This is a genomic window from Paraliomyxa miuraensis (genome assembly GCF_026337845.1).
Lineage (GTDB): Bacteria > Myxococcota_A > Polyangia > Nannocystales > Nannocystaceae > Paraliomyxa > Paraliomyxa miuraensis.
Genome location: NZ_JAOVZF010000142.1, coordinates 41,535 through 65,193, shown reverse-complemented (window position 1 = coordinate 65,193; position 23,659 = coordinate 41,535). Strand labels below are relative to the sequence as shown.

Sequence of the window (23,659 nt, the reverse complement as noted above, 5' to 3'; positions counted from 1 at the left end):
CCAAAAACCAGCCAGGCAGAGCCACACCGTTGCAGCGCGAGGGTGAGGCGCCTACCCTCCGCGCTCGATGCGACACCGCCATGGTTCATCGGTCTGGCCTTCGCTGGGTCTGGTCGCGCTGCTCGGGCTCGGCGCATCCGCCTGCGGCGACGACACGGGCAGCACGGGCGGAGACGAGTCGAGCACCACCGACGCCCCCGGCACCACCACGCTGCCGCTGCCCACGGGCTCGACCCAAGCAACGGACACGCTCGACCCGAGCACGGACACCGTCGATCCCGACACCACGGCGGAAGACACGGGCCCGCCCTCCGACCTGCCGCCCCCCGAAGAGGACGATTGCGATCGCCTCGATGCGTTGGTGGCCGCGCTTCCCGATGCCGACCCCGGTGACCGTCCCGTCCTCGTGGACGAGTTCGTGCGAGCGGTGAGCTACGGAGATCACGGCTTTCCCATCCTCTGCGACGATCGGCTCGCCGTGGCCCACCTCGGCGAGCCCGGCGAGTCGCTGTCGCTGGTGGGCGACTTCAACGGCTGGACCCCCGACGAGCACGTCCTCACCGAGCCCGTGGCCGGCCTCGGCTTCTACGTGGGCCTGGTCGAGCCGGCCGGCAGCCCCGAGGGCCTCTACAAGCTCGTGCGCGACGGCGTCGACTACTTCGCCGATCCCCTGGCCCGACGCTTTGGCTGGGATGGGTTCGGTGAGTACTCGCAGATCGATCCCATGCCCGACCGTGGCCACCACGAGCGCTGGCCGGACTTCTCCGAGGGCATCGGCCCGCTCCAGCCCCGCACGGTGACCGTGTACCTGCCGGTCGAGGCACAGACGCAGACCGACCTGCCCGTGCTCTACATGCACGACGGTCAGAACCTGTTCTCGCCCGAGGCGTTCTTCGGCGGCTGGCGGGTCAGCGAGACCCTCGAGGTCGCCATCGGCGACGGCACCCTGCCCCCGCTGGTGGTGGTGGGGATCGACAACACCTCGGCCCGCTTCGAGGAGTACACCCAGGTCACCGACGTGATCGGCGGCATGCGGGTGGGCGGACAGGCCGACGACTACGCCAGCTTCGTGGTCGACGGGGTCAAGCCGTTCGTGGAGCAGCGCCATCCGGTCAGCAGCGATCCCCAGGACGTGGGGGTGATGGGCTCGTCGCTCGGAGGGCTGGTGAGCCTCTACATCGGGCTTCGGTACCCGGAGGTGTTCGGGCAGGTCGCCTCGATGTCGGGAACCATCGACTGGGGCACCATCGGCGCCAGCAACCCCACCATCCTCGATCTCTACGCCGGTAGCCCCCCGCTGGGCCTGCGCATCTATCTCGACAGCGGCGGCAGCGAGGGCCTGGGGTGCCCGGGCGACGGCTCGGACAACTACTGCGGCAACGTGGCGATGGCCGAGCTGCTGCGCGGGTCGGGATGGGCCGACGAGGTGGATCTCTTCTACCGCTGGGATCCGGGCGCGCCGCACAACGAAGCCGCATGGGCCGATCGCTTGCTGCCCGCGCTGGTGGACTGGTTCCCCGCGGGCGGGTGATCCTGAGCGCGGGCGTGGGCCGCGAAACCCACGCTCGACGCTCGCGCACCAACCGAGGAGGAGGCGCCCGTGGATCCCGTGACTCCCAAGCCCCCCGCGGCACCGTCGTGGGGTCCCATCCAGCGCCTGGCGTTTCGCTTTGGCGCGCTCTACTTCGCGCTCTACGCCCTGCCGTTCCCGCTCGACATGGTGCCGGGGGTCGCGATGCTGGCCCAGCTCTACTTCGAGGCCTGGAACGCGATCATCCCGTGGGTGGGCAACCACGTGCTGGGCATCGGCTACGAGATCGCGGTCGGGCCCAACGGCAGCGGCGACACCACGGCCGACTACGTCAAGCTCTTCATGATCCTGGTGCTGGCCGCCGTGGGCAGTGTGGCCTGGGGCATGCTCGACCGCCGCCAGTGCCATCCCAGGCTCGCGGCGTGGCTCACCGTGTGGGCGCGCTACTGGCTGGGCACCATCATGATCGGCTACGGCGTGGTCAAGGTGTTCGCGCTGCAGTTCCCCGAGCCCGACGCCTTTCGCCTGGCCGAGCCCTACGGCGAGTCCTCTCCCATGGGCCTGGTATGGGCGTTCATGGGCTACTCGCACCCCTATCAGGCGTTCACCGGCGGCATGGAGGTGCTGGGCGGGGTGCTGCTGCTGTGGCGACGCACCACCACCCTCGGCGCGCTGGTCTGCGTCGGCGTGATGTCCAACGTGGTGATGCTGAACTTCTGCTACGACATCCCGGTCAAGCTGTTCTCGTCGCACTTGCTCGCGGTGGCGGTGGTGCTCGCGAGCCACGACGCCAGGCGTCTTTGGGGCGTGCTGCTCACGGGCCAGGCCGTCCCCGGCCGGCAGGTGCCGCCCGTGCTCGATGGGCGCCGCGGCCGGCGGATCCGCGTGATCGTCAAGGGTCTCTTGCTGGGGTTGGTGCTGCTCCAGCACGTGGTCGGGACCCTCGTCCAGCTCGCGCAGCATGGAAGCGGGGCCCCCACGCCACCGCTCTACGGGATCTACGACGTCACGGCGCACGAGCTCGACGGGCACCCGCTGCCGGTGCTCGCGGCCGATGCACGAACGTGGCGCCAGGTCACCTTCAGCCGCTGGGGCCGCCTGGCGCTGTGGCCCGTGCACGGGCAGAGCGTGCGCTACACCGTCACCGTGAACGAAGAGGCAGGCACGCTCGAGCTGATCCATCGCGACGACGTCCGCGGCCTTCCCCGTGACGACGAGCCCGAGCCACAGATCCTGCGGTTCCACACCGTCGACGAGACCACGCTGGTGATCGAGGGCTCCCTCGACGGCGTGGAGCACCGTGCCACGCTGCAGCGCATCGACGAGCAACGGACCCGGCTGCTCTCCCGCGGGTTCCACTGGATCAACGAGAAGCCGTACAACCGCTGAGCCGGCCTGACGCCGGCTCAGCGCCTGCCCACGGCCTCGGCCGCACCGGGCTTGCGCGTCGGACCAGCCAGGGTCGATAACGGGGCGTCGTGTCCACGGTCTCCCTCGCTCGGCTCGTCGTCCTCTCCCTGCTGGCTTCGTCCCCGTCGTTCGGCTGTGCCACCCAGCGGGCACCCACGAGCACACCGCCGATCGCGGCTGCGCCCACCACGACTCCCGAGGCTCCCGCCCCGCAGCCCGAGACCACCGAACCCGAGACCACCGAGCCCGAGGCCACCGAGCCCGCGACCCCCGATCCCGAGCCTCCCGCCCCCGAGGGACCGGTCGCGCTCACCGACGAGCAGGTGCAGATCCTGCTGGGCACCCCCGAGGACTCGGCCCCCGAGCACCGCGGAGGGGTGACCAAGGAGCGCGAGGACAAGCACTACCTCGCGGGCAACGAGCGCAGCCTCGAGATCTTCCGCCCCATCATCGAGGGCGTGGGCGGCGGCTACGTGGGCGTGGGCACCGATCAAGCCTACCTGTTCATGAGCTGGGCGCGCCCCGAGATCGCATGGCTCATCGACTACGACCCCGCGGTGGTCGAGGTCCACGAGATCTACCGGCTGTTCTTCCAGGCCGCGGCCACCCCCGAGGAATTCGTGGCGCTGTGGGACAAGCCCGCGCGCGAGCAGGCCCTGGCGCTGTTCACCAACGCCCACGACGAGCGTCGCGCCAAGAGCCTGCGCCGCTGGTACCTGGGCTATCGCGGCTGGATCCACCGCCGCCTGGTCGCGGTGGCGCGCGGCATGGAGAAGGCCGAAGTCCCCACCTACCTCACCCACCAGGAGCACTACGACTTCATCCGCCAGATGCTCGAGCAGCGACGGGTGCGGCCCATGGTGGTCAACCTCCACGACAAGAAGGGCATGCGCGGGGTGGCCCAGGCGGCACAGCAGCTCGGCGTGCCCATTCGCGTGCTGTACCTGAGCAATGCCGAGGAGTACTGGCCGCGCTACCCCAAGCAGTATCGCCAGAACATCGCGGACCTGCCCTTCCACGAGGATGCCGTGGTCCTGCGTACGCTGCTCATCTGGCAGGTCAACACCGACTACCGCTACAACGTGCAGCCGGTCGCCAACTACCTGCAGTGGCTGGCCCAGCCCTACATCGACGATGTCTACGACATCACCCACGGGCGTCCCAAGGCCCAGGCCGAGGGCATCAACTTCTTCGAGACGACGACCGATCCCGAGCAGTCCCCCTCGGCCAAGCGCTGGCACAAGGCGCAGGCCGAGAAGGACGCCGGGGCCGCGGGATAGGGATCGCGGTCCTACCGCGCACGGCCCTTGCCGATCGGCGGCACGCTCGATGCGCGCAACACACGCGCATCTCGAATGCGGTCGCTTTCGCTGCAACATGCTCGAGATCCGGCCGTATATTCAAAAAATTCGACCCGCGACCGTCCGAAATGGGGCCGTCGCATCACTAAAGGAGGGAAGAGCCATGACGCCATCGCCAACCCCCACCTGGGCCGTGACGCCCGGTCCCCGAGGCAGCGCCTCGAGGACCGTGACCGATCATGGAGGCCCGCGGGGTTGGGCGACCGTCACCTGCTCTACGCCGACCTTGTGCGAGTCTGGCGGCTCGACCGGGCCGGGCGCACGGCCCCCCCGCGCCCGGCCCAGTTTGGTGATCGGCAAGCGCTATCGACTGACCTCGCCCCTCGGGGTGGGTGGCGTCGGCGAGGTCTGGGCGGCGGAAGACGTCGACTCCGGCCGTAGCGTCGCGGTCAAGCTCATGCTGCCCACCAACAGCCTGGAGCGGCGCGCGCGATTCATGCGGGAAGGCCGGCTGTCGTTGGCCCTCGAGCATCCGCACATCGTGCAGGCCATCGAGCTCGGTGACGATCATGGGGCGCCGTTCATGGTGATGGAGCTGCTGTCCGGGCCCTCGCTCGAGGATCTGGTGGAGCAGGGCGGCCCCCTGCCCTGGGCGAGGGTCGAGGCCCTGCTGGTGCAGATGTGCGAGGCGCTCGCGCACGCGCACGCGCACGGCGTGGTCCACCACGACATCAAGCCGTCCAACATCGTGCTGGCCAACCACGCGGATCAGCCCGACCACGGCAAGCTGGTGGACTTCGGCATCGCCCGGCGCAACCTCGACGACGAGCCCAACGTGGAGCTGACCTCGCAGGGGCAGCTGCTCGGAAGCCCGGGCTACATGAGCCCCGAGCAGATCCGCGGTCAGCGGAGCAACCCGTGCTCGGATCAGTACGGCTTGGCCTGCACCGCCTTCTACCTGCTCACGGGTCGCGATCCCTTCGAGGCTCACACGGTGCAGGCCCAGGTCTATGCCACGCTCTACGGCAAGCGCCCCCCGCTTACCGACATCGACGCCGACCCCGCCGTGGTGCCCCAGATCCAGGCGATGCTCCACCACGCGATGGCCAAGGATCCGGCCGACCGCTTCGAGTCGATGAGCGTCATGGCCGAGGCGATCGCCACGATCGGCTAGTTTCCTCTCTCCGGCGGTCCGGCCGGCGGTCGGGCTTCGCCCTCCGCCCGCCTTGGGGCTCACGCCCTGACGCCCAGCGAAAGGCGCTACCCTCCGCCCGATGGGCGAGGTCCCCGCGATCCGACTGGACCGGCTCGGCAAGCGCTTCCGGGTGAGCCAGCGCGAGCCCGGGCTGCGGGCGGCCTTGCGTGCCCTGTTCGTGCGCACGCACGTCGAGATCGACGCCGTCTGCGAGCTTTCGTTCGAGGTGCCTCAGGGGCAGCGCGTGGGCCTGCTGGGCCCCAACGGCGCGGGCAAGACGACCACCCTCAAGATGCTCGCGGGCCTGCTGCATCCCACCAGCGGGCGCGCGCAGGTGCTGGGCCACGAGCCGGCGCGGCGCAGCCACGAGCTGCTGCGCAGCATCGCGCTGGTGATGGGCCAAAAGCGGCAGCTGTCGTGGGATCTGCCCGCGCTCGACACCTATGAGCTGAACCGCGTGGTGTTCGACGTGGAGCGCTCGGTACACCAGCTCCGCCTCACCGAGCTGGTCGAGCTGCTCGAGCTCGGCGAGGTGGTGCGCAAGCCCGTCCGCACGCTGTCGCTCGGCGAGCGCATGAAGTGCGAGCTGGTGGCGGCGCTGCTCCACGGGCCGCGGGTGCTGTTCCTCGACGAGCCCACGATCGGCATGGACGTGGCGATGCAGCTGGCGCTGCGCGACTTCGTGCGCGAGCACAACCGCCGCACCGGCGCCACCGTTGTGCTGACCAGCCACTACATGGAGGACGTGGCCGCCCTGTGCGAGCGGATCCTGGTGATCGACGGAGGGCGGCTGCGCTTCGACGGCAGCATCGAGGCGCTGGTCCGGCGCACCCGACCGCTGCGGCGCGTGAGCGTGCGCGCCGACGCGCTGCCCACCGACGACGAGCTGCGCGCGCTGGGGCAGGTGGTCGAGCGAGAGCCCCCGCGCATGGCCCTCGACGTGGCGCCCGAGCGGGTGCCCGAGGCGGTGGCGCGGCTGCTCGCGCTGCCGGGCAGCCACGATCTGGCCGTGGCCGATGCACCGCTCGAGGAGGTGATGCGCGAGCTGTTCGCCATGCGAGCCCCCGAGGACGAGGCAGGAGCCGAGCCGAGCTCGCGGGGCAGCGACGCATGAGCACGCTGCGCCATCACCTGGCCGTCGTGGCCGCGATGGCTCGCCTGGGCATGGCCGAGGCGGTGGCCTATCGCGTCTCGCTGCTCATCTGGATCGTCACCTCGATCTTCCCCCTGATCTCGCTGGTGCTGTGGCGTGCGCTGGCCGAGGACGGGCCGATCGGCGACTACGACCAGGGCGATTTCGACAGCTACTTCGTGGCCGCGTTCCTGGTGCGGCAGCTCGTTGCGTCGTGGGTGGTGTGGGACCTCGACCGCTCGGTCCGCAACGGAGATCTGAGCGTGCTGCTCTTGCGACCGGTGAGCCCGGTGCTGCACCACGTGATCATCAACGTCTCGGTGCTGCCGCTGCGGCTGGCCCTGGCCGCCCCGATCGGCCTGGCGGTGCTGCTCGCCACCGGTGGCATGCAGGTGCTCGACGATCCCACCCTGTGGCTGCTGGTGCCGCCCGTGCTCGCGCTGGCGTGGCTGCTGAACTTCACGGTGCAGCTCTCGGTGGGCTGCCTGGCATTTTGGCTGACCAAGGCCGCGCCGCTGTTCGATCTCTGGCTGGGCGCGTTCCTCGTGCTCTCGGGCTATGCGGTGCCCACCAGCCTGTTCCCCGCGGGCCTCTCCGAGGTCGCGCGCGTGCTCCCGTTCCACGCCGTGCTGGGATTTCCCGTGGAGCTGATGGTCGGCCGGCTGTCGTGGTCCGAGGCGCTCGTGGGGCTGGGGTTGCAGGCGGGGTGGCTGGTGATCATCGGCGCGGTGGCGGCCGTGCTGTGGCGGCGGGGTCTACGAGCCTACGGAGCGTTCGGAGCATGAGCGAGCCCAACGCATCCTCCGAGACGAGAGCTGGCGGCGGCCTGCGGCGCCGCAGGCGACGCCCCCGAAGGGCTGCCGTCACGGGAGACGGCTTCGAGGGACGTGGTGCGCTGCATCGGCACCTGCGGCTGGTGGCGGTGCAGCTGCGCCTGCGGGTGCTCGCGGCGCTCGAGTACCGCACCGGGTTCTGGTCCGGCGGCGTGCTCAGCCTGGTGTGGAGCATCGCCGGCACGGTGCCGTTGGTGGTGGCGCTCGAGCATCGCGCCGACATCGCTGGTTGGACGCCATGGGCGCTGTGCATGCTGGTGGGCTGCCACATGATCATCACGGGGCTGTTCGGTGCACTGGTGCAGCCCTCGCTCTACGCGGCCATGGACGACATCCGCACGGGGGCGCTCGACTACCTGCTCTTGCGTCCGGTGGACGCGCTGGTCTCGTGCCTGGTGGCCGACTTCGAGCCGTGGTGCCTGGTGGAGGCGGTGGCGGGCGTGGGCCTGCTGATCGTGGGCATGGTGGGGAGCGGCGTGCACCCGTCACTGCCGCAGCTGCTGACCATGGCGCTGGTGCTCGGGTGCGGGGTGATGGCCCTCTATGCGCTGGCCGTGCTGGCGCTGAGCCTGGCCTTTGCGGCGCTCGAGCTGCAGAACCTGGCCTACTTGATGGAGGCGATGCTGGACTTCGCGCGCTGGCCGATCTCGGTGTTTCGCGGGCCGCTGCGGGCGTTGTTCACGTTCGTGGTGCCGTTTGCAATCATGACCAGCTACCCGCCGATGGCGCTGCTGGGGCGGCTCGACGCGAGCGCGGCCGTGGGGGCGCTGGTCACCGCGGTGGTGCTGGCGGGACTGGCCCGGGCAACGTGGCAGCGAGCGCTGCGGGGGTACACGTCGGCGTCGAGCTGAGGGCGCATTCAGGCCGCCGCAGAGCGGCGACGTCGTCGCACCGCAACGAGCGCCAGCATCCACAGTGCGGTCCAGCCCGGCGTGGTCGAGCCGCTGGTGCAGCCGCAGCCACCGCCACCACCACCGCCATCGGCACCCGCGCTCCCCGTGCCGCCAGTGCCATCGGCCGTGCCGGCCGTGCCGTCACCCGGTCCGCCCGCGGTGCCATCGAGGCCGCTGCCGCCCGCAGTGCCATCCCCCGATCCACCGGTGCCGCCGTCGGTATCCCCGACCTGGTCCTCCCAGATGCTCGAGCGCACGTGGAACGTGAACACGGCGTCGGCGCTGTAGGGATCGTCGTCGGCTGCCACCACCCGCACGGTGTGGTGCTCCTGGTCGGGCATGTCGAACGAGAGCGACTCGCCCGAGCCGGCCTGCGCCCCGTCGACGAACCAGGTGTACGTGATGGGATCGCCGTCGCCGTCGGTGGCGGTGGCCGACAGCTCCACGGTCTGCCCCACGTCGGCGAACGGCGCGTAGTCCTCGGGCAGCAGCGTGGTGAACTCGGGCGGCACGTTGTCCACCGCGACCTGGATGCTGGCCATGGCGATGTCGCGGCGAGCCCCGTCGGAGACCTCGACCGCCGGGACCACCAGCCCCGGCGCCACCGGGGTGAACATCACGTTGGCCCCCGTGGCGTCGTCGAATTCGCCGTCGCCGTCGAAGTCCCACGCGTACGTGAGCATGGCCTGCGGATCGTAGTGCGAGGCCGAGGCCGACAGCGCCAGCGCGTCGCCGACCGACGCCACCATCGGCGCGCTCAGCTGGGCCAGCGGAGACACCCGCAGCGCATACGGCTCGTTCTCGGCGCGGACCGCCTCGGCCTGCATCGCCAGGTCCTCGAGCGCAGGACGCATCGCCTGGAACTGATTGCGAGCGCTGTCCACGATCGCCTGCCAGCTCAGCGTCTCGGTGATCTCGAGCGTCCCCAGGCGATCGATCGCGGCGTCGATGTCGGCCATGGAGTAACCGAAGCTCTGGATCAGCGCGCGGTCCTCGTCGGTGGCCTCGCCCGCCACGATGGCCTGCACCATCGAGCCCACGTCGACCTCGGTGTCGTAGCTCCCGGTCGCCTCGAGCGTGGCCTGCAGCGTGTCGAGCTCGGCCATCATGGCGTCGCCCGACTCGATCGCCAGGTTGGTGTAGGCCAGCGTCTTCTCGGCCTGGATCAGCATGCCGTAGTGCGAGCCGGCATTCTGGGCGCCCTGCAGCTTCTCGATGGTGGGCAGGAGCGCCTGGTAGGCGGCCGCCTGCGTGGCCAGCAGCTGACCCACCACGATCTGCCCCTGCGGCAGCGGATGACCCGCGCCGGGGGACCACGGCGCTCCCTGGGCCAGCGCATCTTGATAGTGCAGCGGAACCACGTCCTCGAACATGGGATCGGGCGGGTCCGCGATGATGCCGAGGTAGTGCATCTCGAGCGCCTCGCCCATGTGCCCGATGATCTTGTTGCCGATGGTGATGACCGCGCTGTTGTAGGACGTGGGGCAGTCCACCATGGCGGCGGAGCAGACCTCGCTCAGGATGATTGCCGCCAGCGCCCCGGCGGGCCCGAAGGCCAGCCCCCAGTCGGCCGCCGTGCTCAGCGTGTCGATGAGCGTGAGCAGCTCGGTCAGCTGCTGGAGCGCCAGCGCATAGGCCAGCCCGTCGACGGCCGCGAGCTTGATCGCCGCCGGGTTCACCGACCACACGATCGGTGCGTTGGTCACCGAGAACGCGTTGGTCTGGCGGAGATCCTCGGCCCCGAATGCACCGCCGAACGGCCACTGATCGATCACGAGGTCGTACTGCCCGGGAACGAGCGGCGGCAGCCACACATACTCGTCGTAGAACGCACCCGCGCCACCACACCCGATGATGTAGTTGGGTGCGCCCCCGGCCCCGGTGACATCGGCGAACGGATTGGCCGCACCGACGGGCACCACGATGACGTAGGCCTCGGCGCAGATGCCCCCCGGCGGCACCACGTCGAATTCCCCGGTCACGCAGACCGCATCGCCGGGGTTGTAGGAGTCCTGGAAGCCGAAGGCGCAGTCGGAGGCGAAGATCGAGATCGCCTGGGCCTGGATGGGGAGGAGCGCGGTACCGAGGGCACACAGCGAGGCAGCAGCAATCATGGAAATGCGCACGGCGAGACCTGTCCTTGCGGGGTCATGGGGGGCACGAAGCCCAGCGCAGGGTACCACGCAGGCCCGAGCGAGAGCGCCCCTCTGCGACCCACCTTGTCCTACATCTACGCGGTGGTTTAGGCCGATTTCTCCGGCTTTGCGACCTGCTTGGGTAGGTTGCTCCCCGATGGATGCCATCGCCGCCCCTCTCGACGTCGCCGCCCGCATCACGCAGCCGTTCGCGGCTGCAATCGAAGATGCACCGAAGGTGGACGCGAAGCTGGTGATCCACTCCAAGCAGTACCGCATCGTCGGCACGCTCGGCGAGGGCGGCATGGGGATGGTGTACCGGGCCTACGATCCGCTGCTCGAGCGCGACGTTGCGCTCAAGGTGCTCAAGCCTGGCCTGCCGGCCGCGGCGCGCCGCTGCTTTCGTGCGGAGGCGCTGCACGGCGCGCGGCTGTGTCATCCGAATTTGGCGCGGATCTTCGACCTGGGCATCCTGCCCGATCGCGGGCTCGAGTGGTTTGCGATGGAGTACCTGCGCGGCAAGGACCTCGAGCGCCTGATCATGGGCGCACGCCGACGGGGCCTGCGGTTCTCGCTGACGCTGATGTTCCAGGTGTTCGACGGGATCCTCGATGCACTCGCCTACGCACACCGCCAGGGGGTGATCCACCGCGACGTCAAGCCCTCCAACATCTTCGTGACCCGCGAGCCCCATGCGGGACGAGTGTCCGCGAAGCTGCTGGACTTCGGGGTGGCGTGCGACGTTCGACGGCAGCGCGACGACGAGATCGAGCGCTGCGGAGACCCGCGCTACGTGGCGCCCGAGCAGGCGCTGGGCACGGTGCGGCCCGACGCGCGCACCGACGTGTACGCGGCGGGGATCAGCCTGTTCGAGGTGCTCACGGGACGGCACCCGTTCGAGGAGCTGCTGGGGCAGCCGGCCAAGGTCTTGATCGAAGCGCAGGTCGGGCGACCGATCCCCGCGCCGAGCCAGTGGCTGCCGCTCGAGCTGTCGGCGGGGGTGCGCTGCGGCCTGGACGTGGTGGTGGCCAAGGCCTGCGCCAAGGATCCCAAGCAGCGCTTCGAGAGCGCGAACGACATGCGGCGAGCGCTGCTCGATGCGCTGCCCGGGTGAAGGCGGCGCTTCCCTCGCCTCGGCCACGTGGTCACGCCCACGCCCTCGCCGAGGACACCGTTAGCGCGCCCCGAGGGACGCACCGACCGTGCCTGGCCGTGCTCGCGTGCTACGGTCGATCTCCATGCGACATCCGGTGGGCAGGACGTTCGAGCCAGGGTGGCGCATGGGCGACGTGGTGGCGGAAACGCGCCCGTTCTACACGCTGACCTATACGCAGTGCTTCCGCGCCGTGCAGCCGTTCCGGGGGGCCCTGCGGCGGGTGGAGGTACGGCGGGTGATCCCCATGGTCGAGGCCGATCCGTCCGACTCGGTCGACCTCCCCATCTTCCAGCGCGCAGTGGCTGGCCACGCGTCGATGCCCCGGGATCTGACCCCGAGGCTCCTTGGCGTGTTCGGCCAAGAAGGGCGAGCGCATGCGATGGTGCTCGAGCACATCGAGGGCATCTCGCTGCACGACGTCGTCCGTTGGCTGCACGACCTCGGTGAAGGGCTCCCCGTCTCGATCGCCATGGCCGTGGCCCGAACGCTCGTGCGCATGTGGGAGCGGGCGGGCTCGACCAGACCCGAGGTCCGCCTGCACGACGTGATCCTCGTGCCCACGGGGCACGTGCGCGCGCGTGCCGTGCTCCGCAAGGAGCGCTACGGAGGCTCCGCCACCGGCTTCTTCGAGGACACCGAGTACATGCGCTACTACTCGCGCGCGCACATGATGGGCGCCCGCCGCCCCTCCGAGCCCCACAAGCTCGGAGCCTTGCTGTACGAGATGCTCGTGGGACACCTCCCCGTCCGCGACGAGGCCCGCACGTTCTCGGAGCTGCTCTACCTGGTCATGGATGGCGACCCGTTCCCTCCCATCCGCACGCTTCGCGCCGAGCTGCCGGTGGCCGCGGCCGCGATCGTCGATCGTGCGGTGGCCCGCGACCCTCGCGATGGCTTCGCCACCTGGCCGCAGCTGGCTCACGCCCTCGAGGCGCTGCCCTCGTCGGCCGCCCCCATGGGGCCCGACGAGCTCGCGGCCTGGCTGCGATCGCTGCCCGCCGAGCTGCGCCACACCACCCCCTTGGCGGAGCCCTCCGCACGCGACGACTGGCAGGCGCTGCCCTGCCTTCCCTACGAGCCGATCGCCCTGCCCCGGCGCGAGATGGCCCGTGAGGCCTCCCGTGAGGCCTCCCGTGAGAAAGTCGAGTAGCGCGCAAGAGCGCGCATATTCTCGGTTCCCGAGATCCTCGGCGCGATCCATGCGATCGTGGGCCGAAGCGAGCCCGCCATGACCAGCACGTTCGTCCCGGCACACATCCTGGGTGGCTCGGTGATCGAGGAGCACCAGGCGTTTCGCTTCCGCTTCTACATGCTCACCGTGCACGGCGTGGAGATCCTCGATCCACCCGACGGCCCTGCTCCGCGCACGCCGAGCCTGCGCCGCGTAGTGGTCCGGCGGATCCACCCGGTGGTCGCGGTCGAGGACTACCGCAGCCTGCTCGATGCGTTCCAGGAGGTCGTCCACGGGTTCGCCACGCTGCGCGGCAGCCCGGCCCCGCAGATCCTCCACACGTTCGGCAAGGAGGGCCGGATCCACGCGATGGTGTTCGAGCCGCTCGAGGGGATCACCATGGATCGCGTGGTGAGCTGGCTGTCCGAGCGCGAGGAGCAGCTGCCGGTCTCGGTGGCGCTGGCCATCGCGCAGGCGCTCTTGCCCCTGTGGCAGGTCGGCGGCGCGGCCCGGCCTCGCGTGCGGCTGCGCGACGTGGTGCTCTCGCCCACGGGGCAGGTGCGCGCGTGGCCCGAGCTCGCCAGCGAAGAGAAGATGATGAACGCCACGGAGGATCCGGACTTCACGTATCTTCCGTACCTCTCGCCCGAGGAGATCCGCGGCAAGCCCCAGGGCGATCGCAGCGACACCTACCGGCTGGGCATGCTGATCTACGAGATGCTGGTGGGTCAGCTCCCGTTCGTCACGGGCGCCGACTCGTTCCAGCAGATCCTGCGGCGCATCGTGTCGGATCCACTGCCGTCGATCCAGACCGTGCGGCCCGACATGTCCCAGCGCGTGGCGGGGATGGTCGATCGCGCCACGTCCCACCGGGCCAGCGAGCGCTTCGCCTCGTGGCAGGAGCTGGGGACGTTCCTGAGCGAGCTGCGGGCCAAGGTGGCGCCGATGGAGCAGGACGAGCTCGCGGCGTGGGTCCGAGGGCTGCCGCGCGAGCTGCATGCGAGCACCGAGCCCACGCTCGACCTCGGAGCATTCGAGCGCTGGCAGGAGCTACCGAACCTCGGGTTCGAGGCGATCGCGTTGCCCAAGCCGTAGCGTGAAGCGCTCGTAGCCCGAGGCCTGCACCAGCGCGTCCGCCCGCGCGAGCACACCCTCGCGCTCGGCGTCCTCGGTCAGCCGCAGCTCGAGCTCGAAGCATCGCAGCTGCGCCTCCACCTCGCCGCTGGCATACGCCCACTGCCGCGCGTGCTGAAGGTGCTCCCGGGCCCGCTCGGGCGCTTGCTCCAAGCAGCACAGCCCCAGCACCACGTCGCAGTGCGAGACGTGCCCGCTCCAGCCGCGGCTGAGGCAGGCCTCGCGGTTGGGCACGGTGAGCGCGGTGGCTTCGTCGAGGCGCCCGAGGTCCACGAGGTGCTCCGCCTCCCACAGCCCTCGGCGGTAGCGCCGGCCTGGTTCGATCTTCGCCGCCTCGCCAAAGCACCGCGCGGCCTCCTCGACGTCACCGAGATCGTGGGCGATCGCCCCGAGCATCCCGAGGTTGCGCGCCACGTGCTCGGGATGCTCGGCTCCGACCGCGAGCGCGCGGCGAGCCACCGCGCGGGCCTCCTCGAGCTCGCCGCACAGCCGCAGCACGTAGGCCGTGGTGCGCAGCCCCGTGGTGTGCTGGCGCGCGTCGGGCTCGGCCTGCGCCACGAAGCACCGCAGGCTCCGCAGCGCCAGCACGGGGTCTCCCAGCGCGCTGGCGTAGAGCGCCAGGTCGTACCGCAACGGCGCGGCGCGCCACGCCTCCAGCTCGGGTCGCGGGCGCTCGGGATCGCCGTCGACGAAGAACCCCCGCACCGACCGCAGACCGCGAGCCATGTCGCCTCGCACGAGCCCGAGCACGCCAAAGCCCCCGAGCGCACGCTGGTAGAGCCCGTGGGCCTCGTCCACGCGACCGGCGAGCTGCGTATGGACGAGCAGCTCCTCGAGCAGGTCGAGCTGATCGGCGCGCGGCTCGGCCGAGGGGCGCTCGACCAGGCGCTCGATCAAGCGCTGCCGCTGCACCCCGTGGATGGCGAGGGCCGCCTCGCCCAGTCGATCGCGAAAGCTGCCGGCCACGAACGGATGCGCGGCGTAGCGGCTGCCGAGCTCCCGGCTGCGATAGACCAGGCCCATCGACTCCAGGCGACCGAGCGCGCGGATCAACGCTCGGCGGTCGCGGGGCATGTGCCCGGCCAGCACCCCCCCGTGGCTGGCGAGCGCGAGCAGCGAGTCCACGTCGGCCCCCCGTGGAAACACGGCCACCCGCGCCATGAGATCGCGCTGCGCCTCGCCCATGACGCGGGCGTAGGCGTCGAGCAGCCGCGCCAGCCGAAACGCCAGCGGATCGTCCTGCGCGGCCTCGCTCAGCTCGAGCGAGTCCACCGCGTCCAGCTCACCCTGGCAAAAGCCGGTGACATAGGACGCGAGCGTGGCGATCGAGAGCGCATGTCCGCCGAAGCGCTCGAGCGCGTGCTGGGCCTGGGCGTCGGTGGCCCGTATGCCCCACTCCCGCAAGAGCGCGAGCTGCTCGGCGAGAGTCAGCGCAGGCAGCCGCAGGGTCGCCAGCCCTGCGTTCTCCCAGGCGGCGAGATCGACCAGGGGATAGCGCGAGGTCAGCAGCACTCGCATGCCACCTCGAGGGCCGCCCGCCTGGCCCACGATCGCGGTGAGCAGGCGCCGTAGCAGCGGATCCTCGATCGAGCCGCGCGGCCGCGCCCGGCCGTCGGCCTGCATCACCTCGAACCCATCGAGCACCACGAGGTGCGGCACTGGCCCCCGGGCGATCGCCAGCACGCGCTCGAGCGCCTCCTCGGGCGCGCGAGGCGGCTCGCGATCATCGAGGTAGCGCAGCACCGCATGCAGCAATCCCTCGGCCCGCGGGTCGTCGTAGAAGCTCCACACCAACACGCCGTGCTCGAGCCCATCGGGCAGCGCTTCGAGCAGCCGCTGCGCCAGGGCCGACTTGCCGGCTCCGCCCACCGCGACCACGGCGCATAGCCGCGGCGATGCTTCGTCCGCTCGCGACAGCCACGTGCGCAGCTGGTCGAGCTCCTGCTCCCGTCCCACGAAGCGCCGCGCGGGCTGGAGCACGTGCTCGTGGCAAGGCCGCCAGCGCGTCGGCGTGGCAGCGCGCTCGGGCCCCGGATCGAGCTCGAACCCCGACTCGGGTCCGGGCTCCGCCTCGCCCACCAGCTCGTCGATTGCGATCCCCAGCTCCTCGCCGATCCGCGCCAGCAGCTGCCTCCGTCCGGCCCGTCGCAGCTCGAACCCCGAGGTCCCGTCGTTGACCTCGCCCGTCTCGTAGCGACGGTAGGTCCGCACGTCCACGCGCAAGGCCCGCGCCGCTTCCTCCTGGGTCAGACCCAGCTCGGTGCGCGCCTGCAAGAGCACCGCGTGGCGAAACACCAGGCTCACGACGAGCAGCGTACCAGGGCCCGAACCGAGGTTCCGCCGCGTCGTCGCCCGGTCGTGCCCGGTCGTGCCCGGTCGTGCCCGGCGGCTGCCCTGGTGCCCGACCCACGCCCCCCTCACGGTGAGGCCATGGAACCGCTCACGATCGATGGAGTGCTCACCGACCACGAGTGCGAGGCGCTGGTGCGCGAGGCCGAGGACATCGGGTTCGCCGACGCACCCATCACGACCTTCGTGGGCTTCGAGATGCGACCGGAGGTCCGCAACAACACCCGCGTGATCCTCGACGATCACGCACGCGCCGGCTGGCTATGGGATCGCATGGTGCAGTGGATGCCCGCCGAGTACCGTCGCCTGCGCGTGGTGGGCCTCAACGAGCGCTTTCGCTTCTATCGCTACCGCGAGGGCCAGTACTTCCAGTGGCATCGCGACGGCTCCTACTGGCGCAGCGACGAGGAGCTGAGCATGCTCACGCTGATGCTCTACCTCAACGACGGCTTCCTCGGCGGACGTACCGAATTCGTCGACCATCCGGCCGTCGAGCCTCGTCGCGGCACGGCGCTGGTCTTCGCGCACGGACTGATGCATCGCGGCGCTCCCGTGCTGCGCGGCACCAAGTACGTGCTGCGTACCGACGTCATGTATCGCCACGTGGTCGCTCGCTCCGCGTGATCGACCGCCGCGACGAGGCTCGCCGTTCTCGGCGCGGCGGCCGTCGCGTCGATCGCGTGTGGTATCCCTGACGGTAGTGCCCCAGCCCGAGCCCACCGTCGACTTCCCACGCCTGCAGCAGGATCTCGAAGCGCTGGCCGCCATCGGGCGGCACGCCGATCATGGGATCCACCGCCCCGCCTTCAGCCCCGCCTTCATGGACGCGCAGCGCTGGCTGCAACAGCGCATCGAGGAGGCCGGCCTCTCGCTCGAGCTCGACGGAGCCCTGAACGTGATCGGCCGCCTCGCAGGTCCGCCGGGTCGGCCCGCGGTGGTCACCGGCTCGCACATCGACAGCGTGCCCGGGGGCGGCACCCTCGACGGCGCGCTGGGGGTGGTGGCCGGACTCGAGGCGCTGCGACGGATCCGCGAGCTGGGCGTCAGCCTCGCTCACCCGCTCGAGGTGGTGGCATTCACCGACGAGGAGGGCCGCTTCGGCGGCATGTTCGGCTCGCAGGCGATGGCCGGCCACCTCACCCCCGAGACCATCGTCAACGCCCGCGACCTGCGAGGCATCACCCTGGTGGACTCCATGCAGGCGCTCGGCTTCGACGCCATGCACGCGCTGCGTGCCGCCCGAAGCCCCCGCACGGTGCAGTCGTTCGTCGAGCTGCACATCGAGCAGGGCCCGGTGCTCGATCGCGCCGGCCTGCACGTGGGCGTGGTCGAGGGCATCGTGGGGCTGTTCAAGTGGACGGTGCGACTGCGCGGCATGGCCAACCATGCGGGCACCACCCCCATGAACATGCGCCACGATGCATTCCAGGGCCTGGCCGAGCTCGCGGGGGAGCTCGACCGGATCCTCGAGGAGCACGGCGGCGACGCGAGCGTGGCCACGATCGGCCGGGTGGAGCTGCGACCGGGCGCCGCCAACGTGGTGCCCTCGCAGGTGGAGTTCTCGCTCGAGGCCCGCGACATCGATCCCGACGTGCTCACCGAGCTGGGCCTGGGCTTTCGCCGCGCCATGTCGGCCATCGCTCGCCGCCGCGGCCTGATGTTCGAGTTCGACGTGCTCAGCGAGATCGACCCCGTGGCCTGCGATCCCAAGGTACTGGCTGCGATCGAGCAGAGCGCCGACTCGCTGGGGGTCAAGAGCCAGCGCCTGCCCAGCGGGGCCGCTCACGACGCCCAGAGCATGGCCTACCTCGCGCCGGTGGGAATGATCTTCGTGCCCAGCAAGGACGGCCGCAGCCACTCGCCGGCCGAGTGGACCTCGTGGGAGAGCATCGAGATCGGCGCCAACTGTCTGCTGCGCACGCTGCTGCGCCTGGCCACCGACTCCGCCTCCGCCTCCACCTCCGCCACCGAGTCCGCATCCACATGACCGACGAGCTCGATCCCCTCCGCGACAGCTACCGGCGCTCGATCACCGAGGGCCCGCAGGTCCTCGATCGCCTCCATGCCCACAGCACCGCGCTGCTCGTGATCGACGTGCAGTACCTCGACGCCGCGCCCGGCCACGGCGTGTTCGCCGATGCGGCGTTCTCGGGCGTACCTCCCAAGGCGCAGGAGTACTACTTCGACACGCTGCGCGAGACGGTGCTGCCCAACATCCGGCGGCTCCAGGACGCGTTTCGGCGCAACCGCCTCGAGGTGATCCACACCCGCATCATGTCGCTGACCCCCGACGGCCGCGACCGCAGCTCGGGCCACAAGCGCCTGGGCCTGCACGCCGCCCCGGGCTCGAAGGACGCCGAGTTCCTGCCCGAGGTCGCGCCCGAGCCGGGCGAGATCGTGATCAGCAAGACCGCCAGCGGCGTGTTCACCTCGACCAACATGGAGTACGTGCTGCGCAACCTGGGCATCCGAGCGCTCTACGTGACGGGCGTGTACACCAACGAGTGCGTGAGCACGGCCGTGCGCGACGGCAGCGACCTGGGCTTCCACATGACGCTGGTGCAGGACGCCTGCACCACGGTCACGCCCGAGCTGCAGGCCGCCACGGTGAGGGTGCTGCGGGATCGCTACGCGAGGGTGCTGCGGACCAAGGCGGCGGTGGCGGAGATCGAGCGGCTGGCTCGCGACCGGCGGTGAGGCGGCCACTGAAGTGGTCGCCCCTTGCTCGGTTGCTCGGCTCGTACTCGGGTGGAAGGGTCCTCAGGACTCGCAGCCGCAGCCGACCTCGGCCTTGTAAGTCGCCTCGGTCTGCCAGTTGACGCCATCCACATCCACCACGGTGATGACCTCGCCGAAGCTGACGTCGAAGCCCTCTTCGATGTAGACGCCTCCATTCCACGTGGCCTCCAGGTCCTCGCAGATCTTTGGGCACGTCGTCCAGTTGTTGCCGTCGGAGAGGAACGCGACCTCGATCCCTTCCCGGACCTGCGGGAGCACGACCCCATCGAAGAAGACCTGCTGCCACTGGGGAGCTGCAGACGCGTAGCCGATCTCGCGGACATCGATGGGAATCAGGTCGTCACCGCCCTTGACGAGGACGATGCCGCCCGAGGTATCGGTGGGGGGGTCGATGTCCTCCCCGTCGCGGAACACCGAGTCGGTGGACATGGGCGTGCTCTCGATGTCGCACGCGGTCCCCAGGGTGGCGGCAATGAGCAAGAGGGCACAGGTGGTGAGTTCGGTCTTCATGGCATCGTCTCCGTTCGGGCAGTGGGTGATGGGTCCCAACCGGGGACCCATCGTCGGTGAGGCAATTGGATGGAGGTTGCACCCCCCGGGATGTGACCGTGGCCTCGAAATTCCTGTAGCGGAAACTTGGGCGGGTCACACCAGCGCGCGATGGGGTTCCTGTTGGGTGTACTCTCCCGCGGTGACCCACGGTGGCGATACCAGGCCGATCCCGGACGAGGTCCAGGGACCCCTGGCACCGTTCGAGACCATCGATCTCGGGGGTGACGCCGACTCGGACAGCATGGACGCATTGCTCGCGGCCGTCGCGGCAGCGCCCCCGGTGCGCTTCGAAACCACGGCTGGCCTCCAGGTCGAGCCCGGGACGCTGGTGGGGGGCAAGCACCGGGTCGTGCGGCGCCTGGGCGGGGGTGGCATGGGGGTCGTGTATCTGGCCGAGCACGTCGAGCTGGAGCGCGAAGAGGCGCTCAAGCTGCACCTGGGCGCCGTCGACAGCCGGGAGATGATGCGCCTACGACGCGAGGCCCAGGTGATGGCGCGACTCTCGCACCCCAATGTGCTGGCGGTGCACGACGTGGGCATTCACGAGCAGCGGATGTTCATCGCCATGGAGTACGCCGAGGGCGGCACGCTCAGGACGTGGCTCGACGCCATGCCTCGGTCATGGCGCGAGACGGTGGAGATGTTCGTGCAGGCGGGCCGGGGGCTGGCGGCGGCCCATCGTCTGGGCATCGTGCACCGGGACTTCAAGCCCGACAACGTGCTGATCGGAGCCGACGGCCGGCCGCGCGTGGCTGACTTCGGCCTGGCGCGGCGCCGGGACGACGCGTTCGAGTCGAGCATCGAGTCGTCGGTCCGGGCCGCAGTGGCCAAGACCGAGATGATGCGCTGCACGGTGACGGGGGCGGTGATCGGGACTCCCGCGTACATGTCGCCCGAGCAGTTCGACGGCATCGACGTGGGCCCGAGGAGCGACCAGTTCTCGTTCTGCGTGGTGCTCTACGAGGCACTCGTCGGGCGGCGCCCGTTCGTAGCCCGGTCCGTGGACGAGCTGGCGGACGCCGTGCACGAGGGGCGGTTCGAGCCGATGCCGGCAGGGGTCCGGCTGCCGTCGAGCGTACAAGCGCTCATCGCCCGCGGCTTGCGGCCCATCCCCGGCGATCGGTATCCGACGATGGATGCCCTGATCGACGTGCTCGAGCGTGCGCACGGGGCTCGACGCCGGCGCACCCGCTGGGCGCTCGGGGGCACGACGCTGACTGCGGCACTGCTGGTCGGCAACCAGGTCGCGGTGATGACCACCCCCGAGCCGTGCGAGCAGGCCGAGGAGGGGCTGGGCGTCGCGTGGAGCGAGGCGCGGCGCAGTGCGGTGGACGTGGCGCTGACGGGGCTGGAGAAATCGTTCTCTGCGCAGGTGTTGCACGACCTGGATGGCTGGGCTGCCGACTGGAGGGCCCAGCGGCGCGAGGTGTGCGAGGCCACCCTCGTGCGCCACGTGCAGAGCGACATGGCATTCACGCTGCGCATGAGCTGCCTCGATCGCATGGCCGGGCGGCTCGACGCGCTCACTGGCGAGCTGGCCAAGGCGGCAAGTGAGCAACCGGGCACGATATCGCGCCTCCAGCTGCCTCCGCTCGAGCAATGCGAGGACGTGGAGGCCCTCGATGCCCTGGTCAACCGCTTGTCGGCCGACTCGATGATGAGCAACGCCGAGCAGGAGCGTGCCTGGGCGGACGCCGATGCGCTGCTCACCCGAGCGATGGCTCGCGTGGCGCTGGGGCGACCCGGGGCGACCGAGCTGGCCGAGCAGGCGTTCGCAATCGGAGAGCGCTTCGAGCTGGTCATGGTGCAGGCCACCGCGCTGGCCCTGCTGTTTCGGGAGCACCTCAAGCGTGGCGATGTGAGCGAGGCCAAGGCACTCGCCGTGCGAGCCCTGCCGCTGGCAATGAGCGCCCGGCACGAGACCGTCGTGTGCGATCTGGCCCTGGGCCTGGCCGACGCGTCGATCGTGGAGGGGCGGGCCGACGAGGCCGACCTGAGTCTCTCGTACTTCAACGCCTCGATCATGCGGGTGCGTCAGTCCGAGTCGGTCGAGATCATGCGTCGACACGAGCAGGCCTTGCGGGGTCGCATCGCCCTGTTGCGGCGAGACGGTGAGGCGGCCGTCCGAGCGCTCGAGCCGCTGGTCGATGATCCGGTGGTTGCGCCGCAGCTTCGGCCCAACGTGCTCACGGCGCTCGGATCTGCGTACAAGGCCCTGGGGCAGTACGATCGAGCCATCGCAGTCGAGGAGCGCCTGCTCGAGCTCACCACGCTGCAGCAGGGGGCGGACTCGCCCCAGCTCGTCCCCGCGCTCAACAACCTTGCCAGCACACGCCTGGCCCTCGGACAGCTCGATGCTGCGCTCGAGTCGCTCACTCGGGCGGAGGGGATCGTCACCGCGTCGCTCGGCAGCGAGCACCCGTACCTGCCAGCGATCTTCACCAACCAAGGCGAGGCTCACCGCCGCCTGGGCCACCTCGAGCCGGCCCAGGCCCTGCAGGAGCGCTCGCTCGCGCTCCGCAAGAAGCTCTACGGCGAGGCTCACCCCTCGCTGGCCTACGCCCTCGCCGAGCTCGGTGAGCTCGCGCGGCTGCGTGACGACCTCGTGACTGCGCAACAGCAACTCGAGCAGGCACTGCGGCTGCGCGAGTCCCTTGGCGCCGAGCATCCGCTCGTCGCCGAGACGCTCACGCGACTCGCAGAGGTTCATCTCGACCGCGGAGATCGGCCCCAGGCCCTCACCGCCCTGGAGCGAGCCCATGAGATCCTCGGTCGGCAGGCCGGCGATCCGCTGCACGAGGCACGAGTGGCCTTTGCGATGGCTCGGACCGTCGAGGACCTCGATAGTGCCCGTTCGTGGGCCATCGAGGCCGAGTCGCTGGCGCCTCGGGAGGGCCAAGCCGGCGACGCGCTCCGAGCCGAGATCCGCGCATGGCTGTCGGACCACCCCTCGCCGGCCACGGCTTCGGACGCGACACAGGCCGCGAAGAGCGGCCTGCCACACTGAGTGTGCCGGCGACGACGGGCGCGGGCGCGGGCCAAAGCCTGCGCCCCGCTTGGGCGACCGAGTTGCCGGAGATCAGCAGGGTCCAGGACCGTGCGTCACGCCTCCCTCCACTCGCTGCTTGATGATGAAGCCCGTGGCCTGCGCGGCGGTGCGGACCTTGTAGTACGCGTGGTTGCCGAGCGAGGGCAGCGGACCGCTTCCCTCGTCGTACTCCCACCCGCAGTACGAGAACAGGGGACCGCTCACCCACTTGCCGTGCATGCTCGAGGTGCCGAGCTTGGTCCACACGGTGTTGTTGCCGATCCAGTTGAAGAACGCGCCGTAGGCCGACAGGTTGGCGTGGGCCAAGCTACAGTTCTCCTGGGTGAGGCTCGCGCCTTCCCAGCTCCAGTAGAACGACAGCGGCTTGGCGTAGGTGCCGGTCACCTCCGTGATGTACTGGTGTGGGCAGTTCGCAGGGTTGTAGGAGCCGTCGGGCGAGGTCGAGCCATCATGGGCGTAGCCGCAGGCCGGCGTGGCGCTCATGGCCACGGTGCCGCCATTGATGGGGTTGGCGATGCTGGTGGTGGCACACGTCGCCTCGCCGATCGCCATGGGGTCGGAGATGGTGACGAGGTCGTCGAAGCCATCGATCACGCCGTTGCCGTCGACGTCGATGACCATCTGGTCGGCGATGACCTCGACTGGGCGGTCGAGATCCTCGGGCAGGAGGTCGCTCTCGATTGCTCCGGGCGGGAGCATGGCGACCACGTCGGCGATGGTCTCGGTGGCAGCCGGCGCGGAGGCGTCATCGAGCGGGATCTCGTCGGCATCCTCTTGCTCGATCGCCAGCGCATCGAGTTCGTCCTCGTCGAGGTCTTCCTCGTCGAGCTCGAGCGCGCGATCGCTCGGCTCGTTGCCGGGCGCATCGCAACCCGAGAGGCCGCTCGAGGCGAGCAGTACGGCCGCGAGGCCCCGACCGAGGCTGGAGGAGAGCAAGGAGGTGTCGTGGTGGCGGGTCACGTGCTTCACGTGAATGTAGAGGGGGGTCCTCCATGGATGTGACGCCCGTGGCGAAGGAAACGCGATGGGCGGTGAGGCAGCCAGCACTCCGAGGCATGGGTCGCCTCGTGCATCACCAA

At 70.3% G+C, this 23,659-nt stretch carries 18 protein-coding genes; 14 read left to right on the top strand and 4 right to left on the bottom strand.

The features are described from left to right. Nucleotides 1–67: 67 nt before the first annotated feature. The 7 genes from OEB96_RS09655 (at nt 68) to OEB96_RS09625 (ending at nt 8,253) form a co-directional block, all read left to right on the top strand. Nucleotides 68–1,531, top strand: coding sequence for an alpha/beta hydrolase-fold protein (locus OEB96_RS09655; RefSeq protein WP_266215228.1), 1,464 nt, complete (start codon nt 68–70; stop codon nt 1,529–1,531). 69 nt (nt 1,532–1,600) lie between these two features. After that, the gene (locus OEB96_RS09650; protein ID WP_266215227.1) at nt 1,601–2,920 is read left to right on the top strand and encodes a hypothetical protein; all 1,320 of its coding nucleotides are present in this window, start codon (nt 1,601–1,603) and stop codon (nt 2,918–2,920) included. 89 nt (nt 2,921–3,009) lie between these two features. Further along, nucleotides 3,010–4,221, top strand: coding sequence for an LIC_10091 family protein (locus tag OEB96_RS09645; RefSeq protein WP_266215226.1), 1,212 nt, complete (start codon nt 3,010–3,012; stop codon nt 4,219–4,221). Nucleotides 4,222–4,591: 370 nt separating this feature from the next. Continuing rightward, nucleotides 4,592–5,416, top strand: coding sequence for a serine/threonine-protein kinase (locus OEB96_RS09640; protein WP_266215225.1), 825 nt, complete (start codon nt 4,592–4,594; stop codon nt 5,414–5,416). 100 nt (nt 5,417–5,516) lie between these two features. Further along, complete coding sequence (locus OEB96_RS09635; protein WP_266215224.1) at nt 5,517–6,551, top strand: ABC transporter ATP-binding protein; 1,035 nt, start codon at nt 5,517–5,519, stop codon at nt 6,549–6,551. Further along, nucleotides 6,548–7,354: an ABC transporter permease gene (locus OEB96_RS09630; protein WP_266215223.1), complete on the top strand. Its 807-nt coding sequence runs from the start codon at nt 6,548–6,550 to the stop codon at nt 7,352–7,354. The genes OEB96_RS09635 and OEB96_RS09630 overlap by 4 nt, the downstream gene beginning before the upstream one ends. Continuing rightward, a complete protein-coding gene (locus OEB96_RS09625; RefSeq protein WP_266215222.1) occupies nt 7,351–8,253 on the top strand; it encodes an ABC transporter permease in 903 nt (300 codons plus the stop codon). Before OEB96_RS09630 ends, OEB96_RS09625 begins: the two co-directional genes overlap by 4 nt. An 8-nt stretch (nt 8,254–8,261) precedes the next feature. On the opposite strand, the gene OEB96_RS09620 is transcribed toward OEB96_RS09625, so the two are convergent. Further along, entirely contained in the window at nt 8,262–10,421 is a 2,160-nt protein-coding gene (locus OEB96_RS09620; protein WP_266215221.1) for an MYXO-CTERM sorting domain-containing protein, read from the bottom strand. A gap of 166 nt (nt 10,422–10,587) precedes the next feature. On the opposite strand from OEB96_RS09620, the gene OEB96_RS09615 reads away from it, so the two are divergent. From OEB96_RS09615 to OEB96_RS09605, 3 genes are all read left to right on the top strand, one after another. Further along, nucleotides 10,588–11,544 (top strand): serine/threonine-protein kinase, encoded by a 957-nt coding sequence (locus OEB96_RS09615; protein ID WP_266215220.1) that lies wholly within the window; start codon nt 10,588–10,590, stop codon nt 11,542–11,544. A 124-nt stretch (nt 11,545–11,668) separates the two neighbouring features. Beyond that, entirely contained in the window at nt 11,669–12,736 is a 1,068-nt protein-coding gene (locus OEB96_RS09610) for a serine/threonine-protein kinase (RefSeq protein WP_266215219.1), read from the top strand. Nucleotides 12,737–12,814: 78 nt separating this feature from the next. Next, entirely contained in the window at nt 12,815–13,852 is a 1,038-nt protein-coding gene (locus tag OEB96_RS09605; protein WP_266215218.1) for a serine/threonine-protein kinase, read from the top strand. Here the strand turns inward: OEB96_RS09605 and OEB96_RS09600 are convergent. After that, nucleotides 13,808–16,195, bottom strand: coding sequence for an XRE family transcriptional regulator (locus OEB96_RS09600; protein WP_266215217.1), 2,388 nt, complete (start codon nt 16,193–16,195; stop codon nt 13,808–13,810). The genes OEB96_RS09605 and OEB96_RS09600 overlap by 45 nt on opposite strands. 126 nt (nt 16,196–16,321) lie before the next feature. On the opposite strand from OEB96_RS09600, the gene OEB96_RS09595 reads away from it, so the two are divergent. The 3 genes from OEB96_RS09595 (at nt 16,322) to OEB96_RS09585 (ending at nt 18,937) form a co-directional block, all read left to right on the top strand. Further along, entirely contained in the window at nt 16,322–16,864 is a 543-nt protein-coding gene (locus OEB96_RS09595) for a 2OG-Fe(II) oxygenase (protein ID WP_266215216.1), read from the top strand. A gap of 76 nt (nt 16,865–16,940) precedes the next feature. Further along, nucleotides 16,941–18,227 carry a Zn-dependent hydrolase gene (locus OEB96_RS09590; protein ID WP_266215215.1) on the top strand — a complete coding sequence of 429 codons (1,287 nt, stop codon included), beginning with the start codon at nt 16,941–16,943 and terminating at the stop codon, nt 18,225–18,227. After that, on the top strand, nt 18,224–18,937 hold the full coding sequence (locus OEB96_RS09585; RefSeq protein WP_266215214.1) for a cysteine hydrolase family protein: 714 nt from the start codon (nt 18,224–18,226) through the stop codon (nt 18,935–18,937). Before OEB96_RS09590 ends, OEB96_RS09585 begins: the two co-directional genes overlap by 4 nt. 63 nt (nt 18,938–19,000) lie before the next feature. Here the strand turns inward: OEB96_RS09585 and OEB96_RS09580 are convergent, their stop codons facing one another. After that, nucleotides 19,001–19,489 carry a hypothetical protein gene (locus tag OEB96_RS09580; protein ID WP_266215213.1) on the bottom strand — a complete coding sequence of 163 codons (489 nt, stop codon included), beginning with the start codon at nt 19,487–19,489 and terminating at the stop codon, nt 19,001–19,003. A gap of 181 nt (nt 19,490–19,670) precedes the next feature. On the opposite strand from OEB96_RS09580, the gene OEB96_RS09575 reads away from it, so the two are divergent. After that, nucleotides 19,671–22,538 (top strand): protein kinase domain-containing protein, encoded by a 2,868-nt coding sequence (locus OEB96_RS09575; RefSeq protein WP_266215212.1) that lies wholly within the window; start codon nt 19,671–19,673, stop codon nt 22,536–22,538. A gap of 72 nt (nt 22,539–22,610) precedes the next feature. Here the strand turns inward: OEB96_RS09575 and OEB96_RS09570 are convergent, their stop codons facing one another. Continuing rightward, complete coding sequence (locus tag OEB96_RS09570) at nt 22,611–23,540, bottom strand: hypothetical protein (RefSeq protein WP_266215211.1); 930 nt, start codon at nt 23,538–23,540, stop codon at nt 22,611–22,613. Nucleotides 23,541–23,659 lie beyond the last annotated feature (119 nt).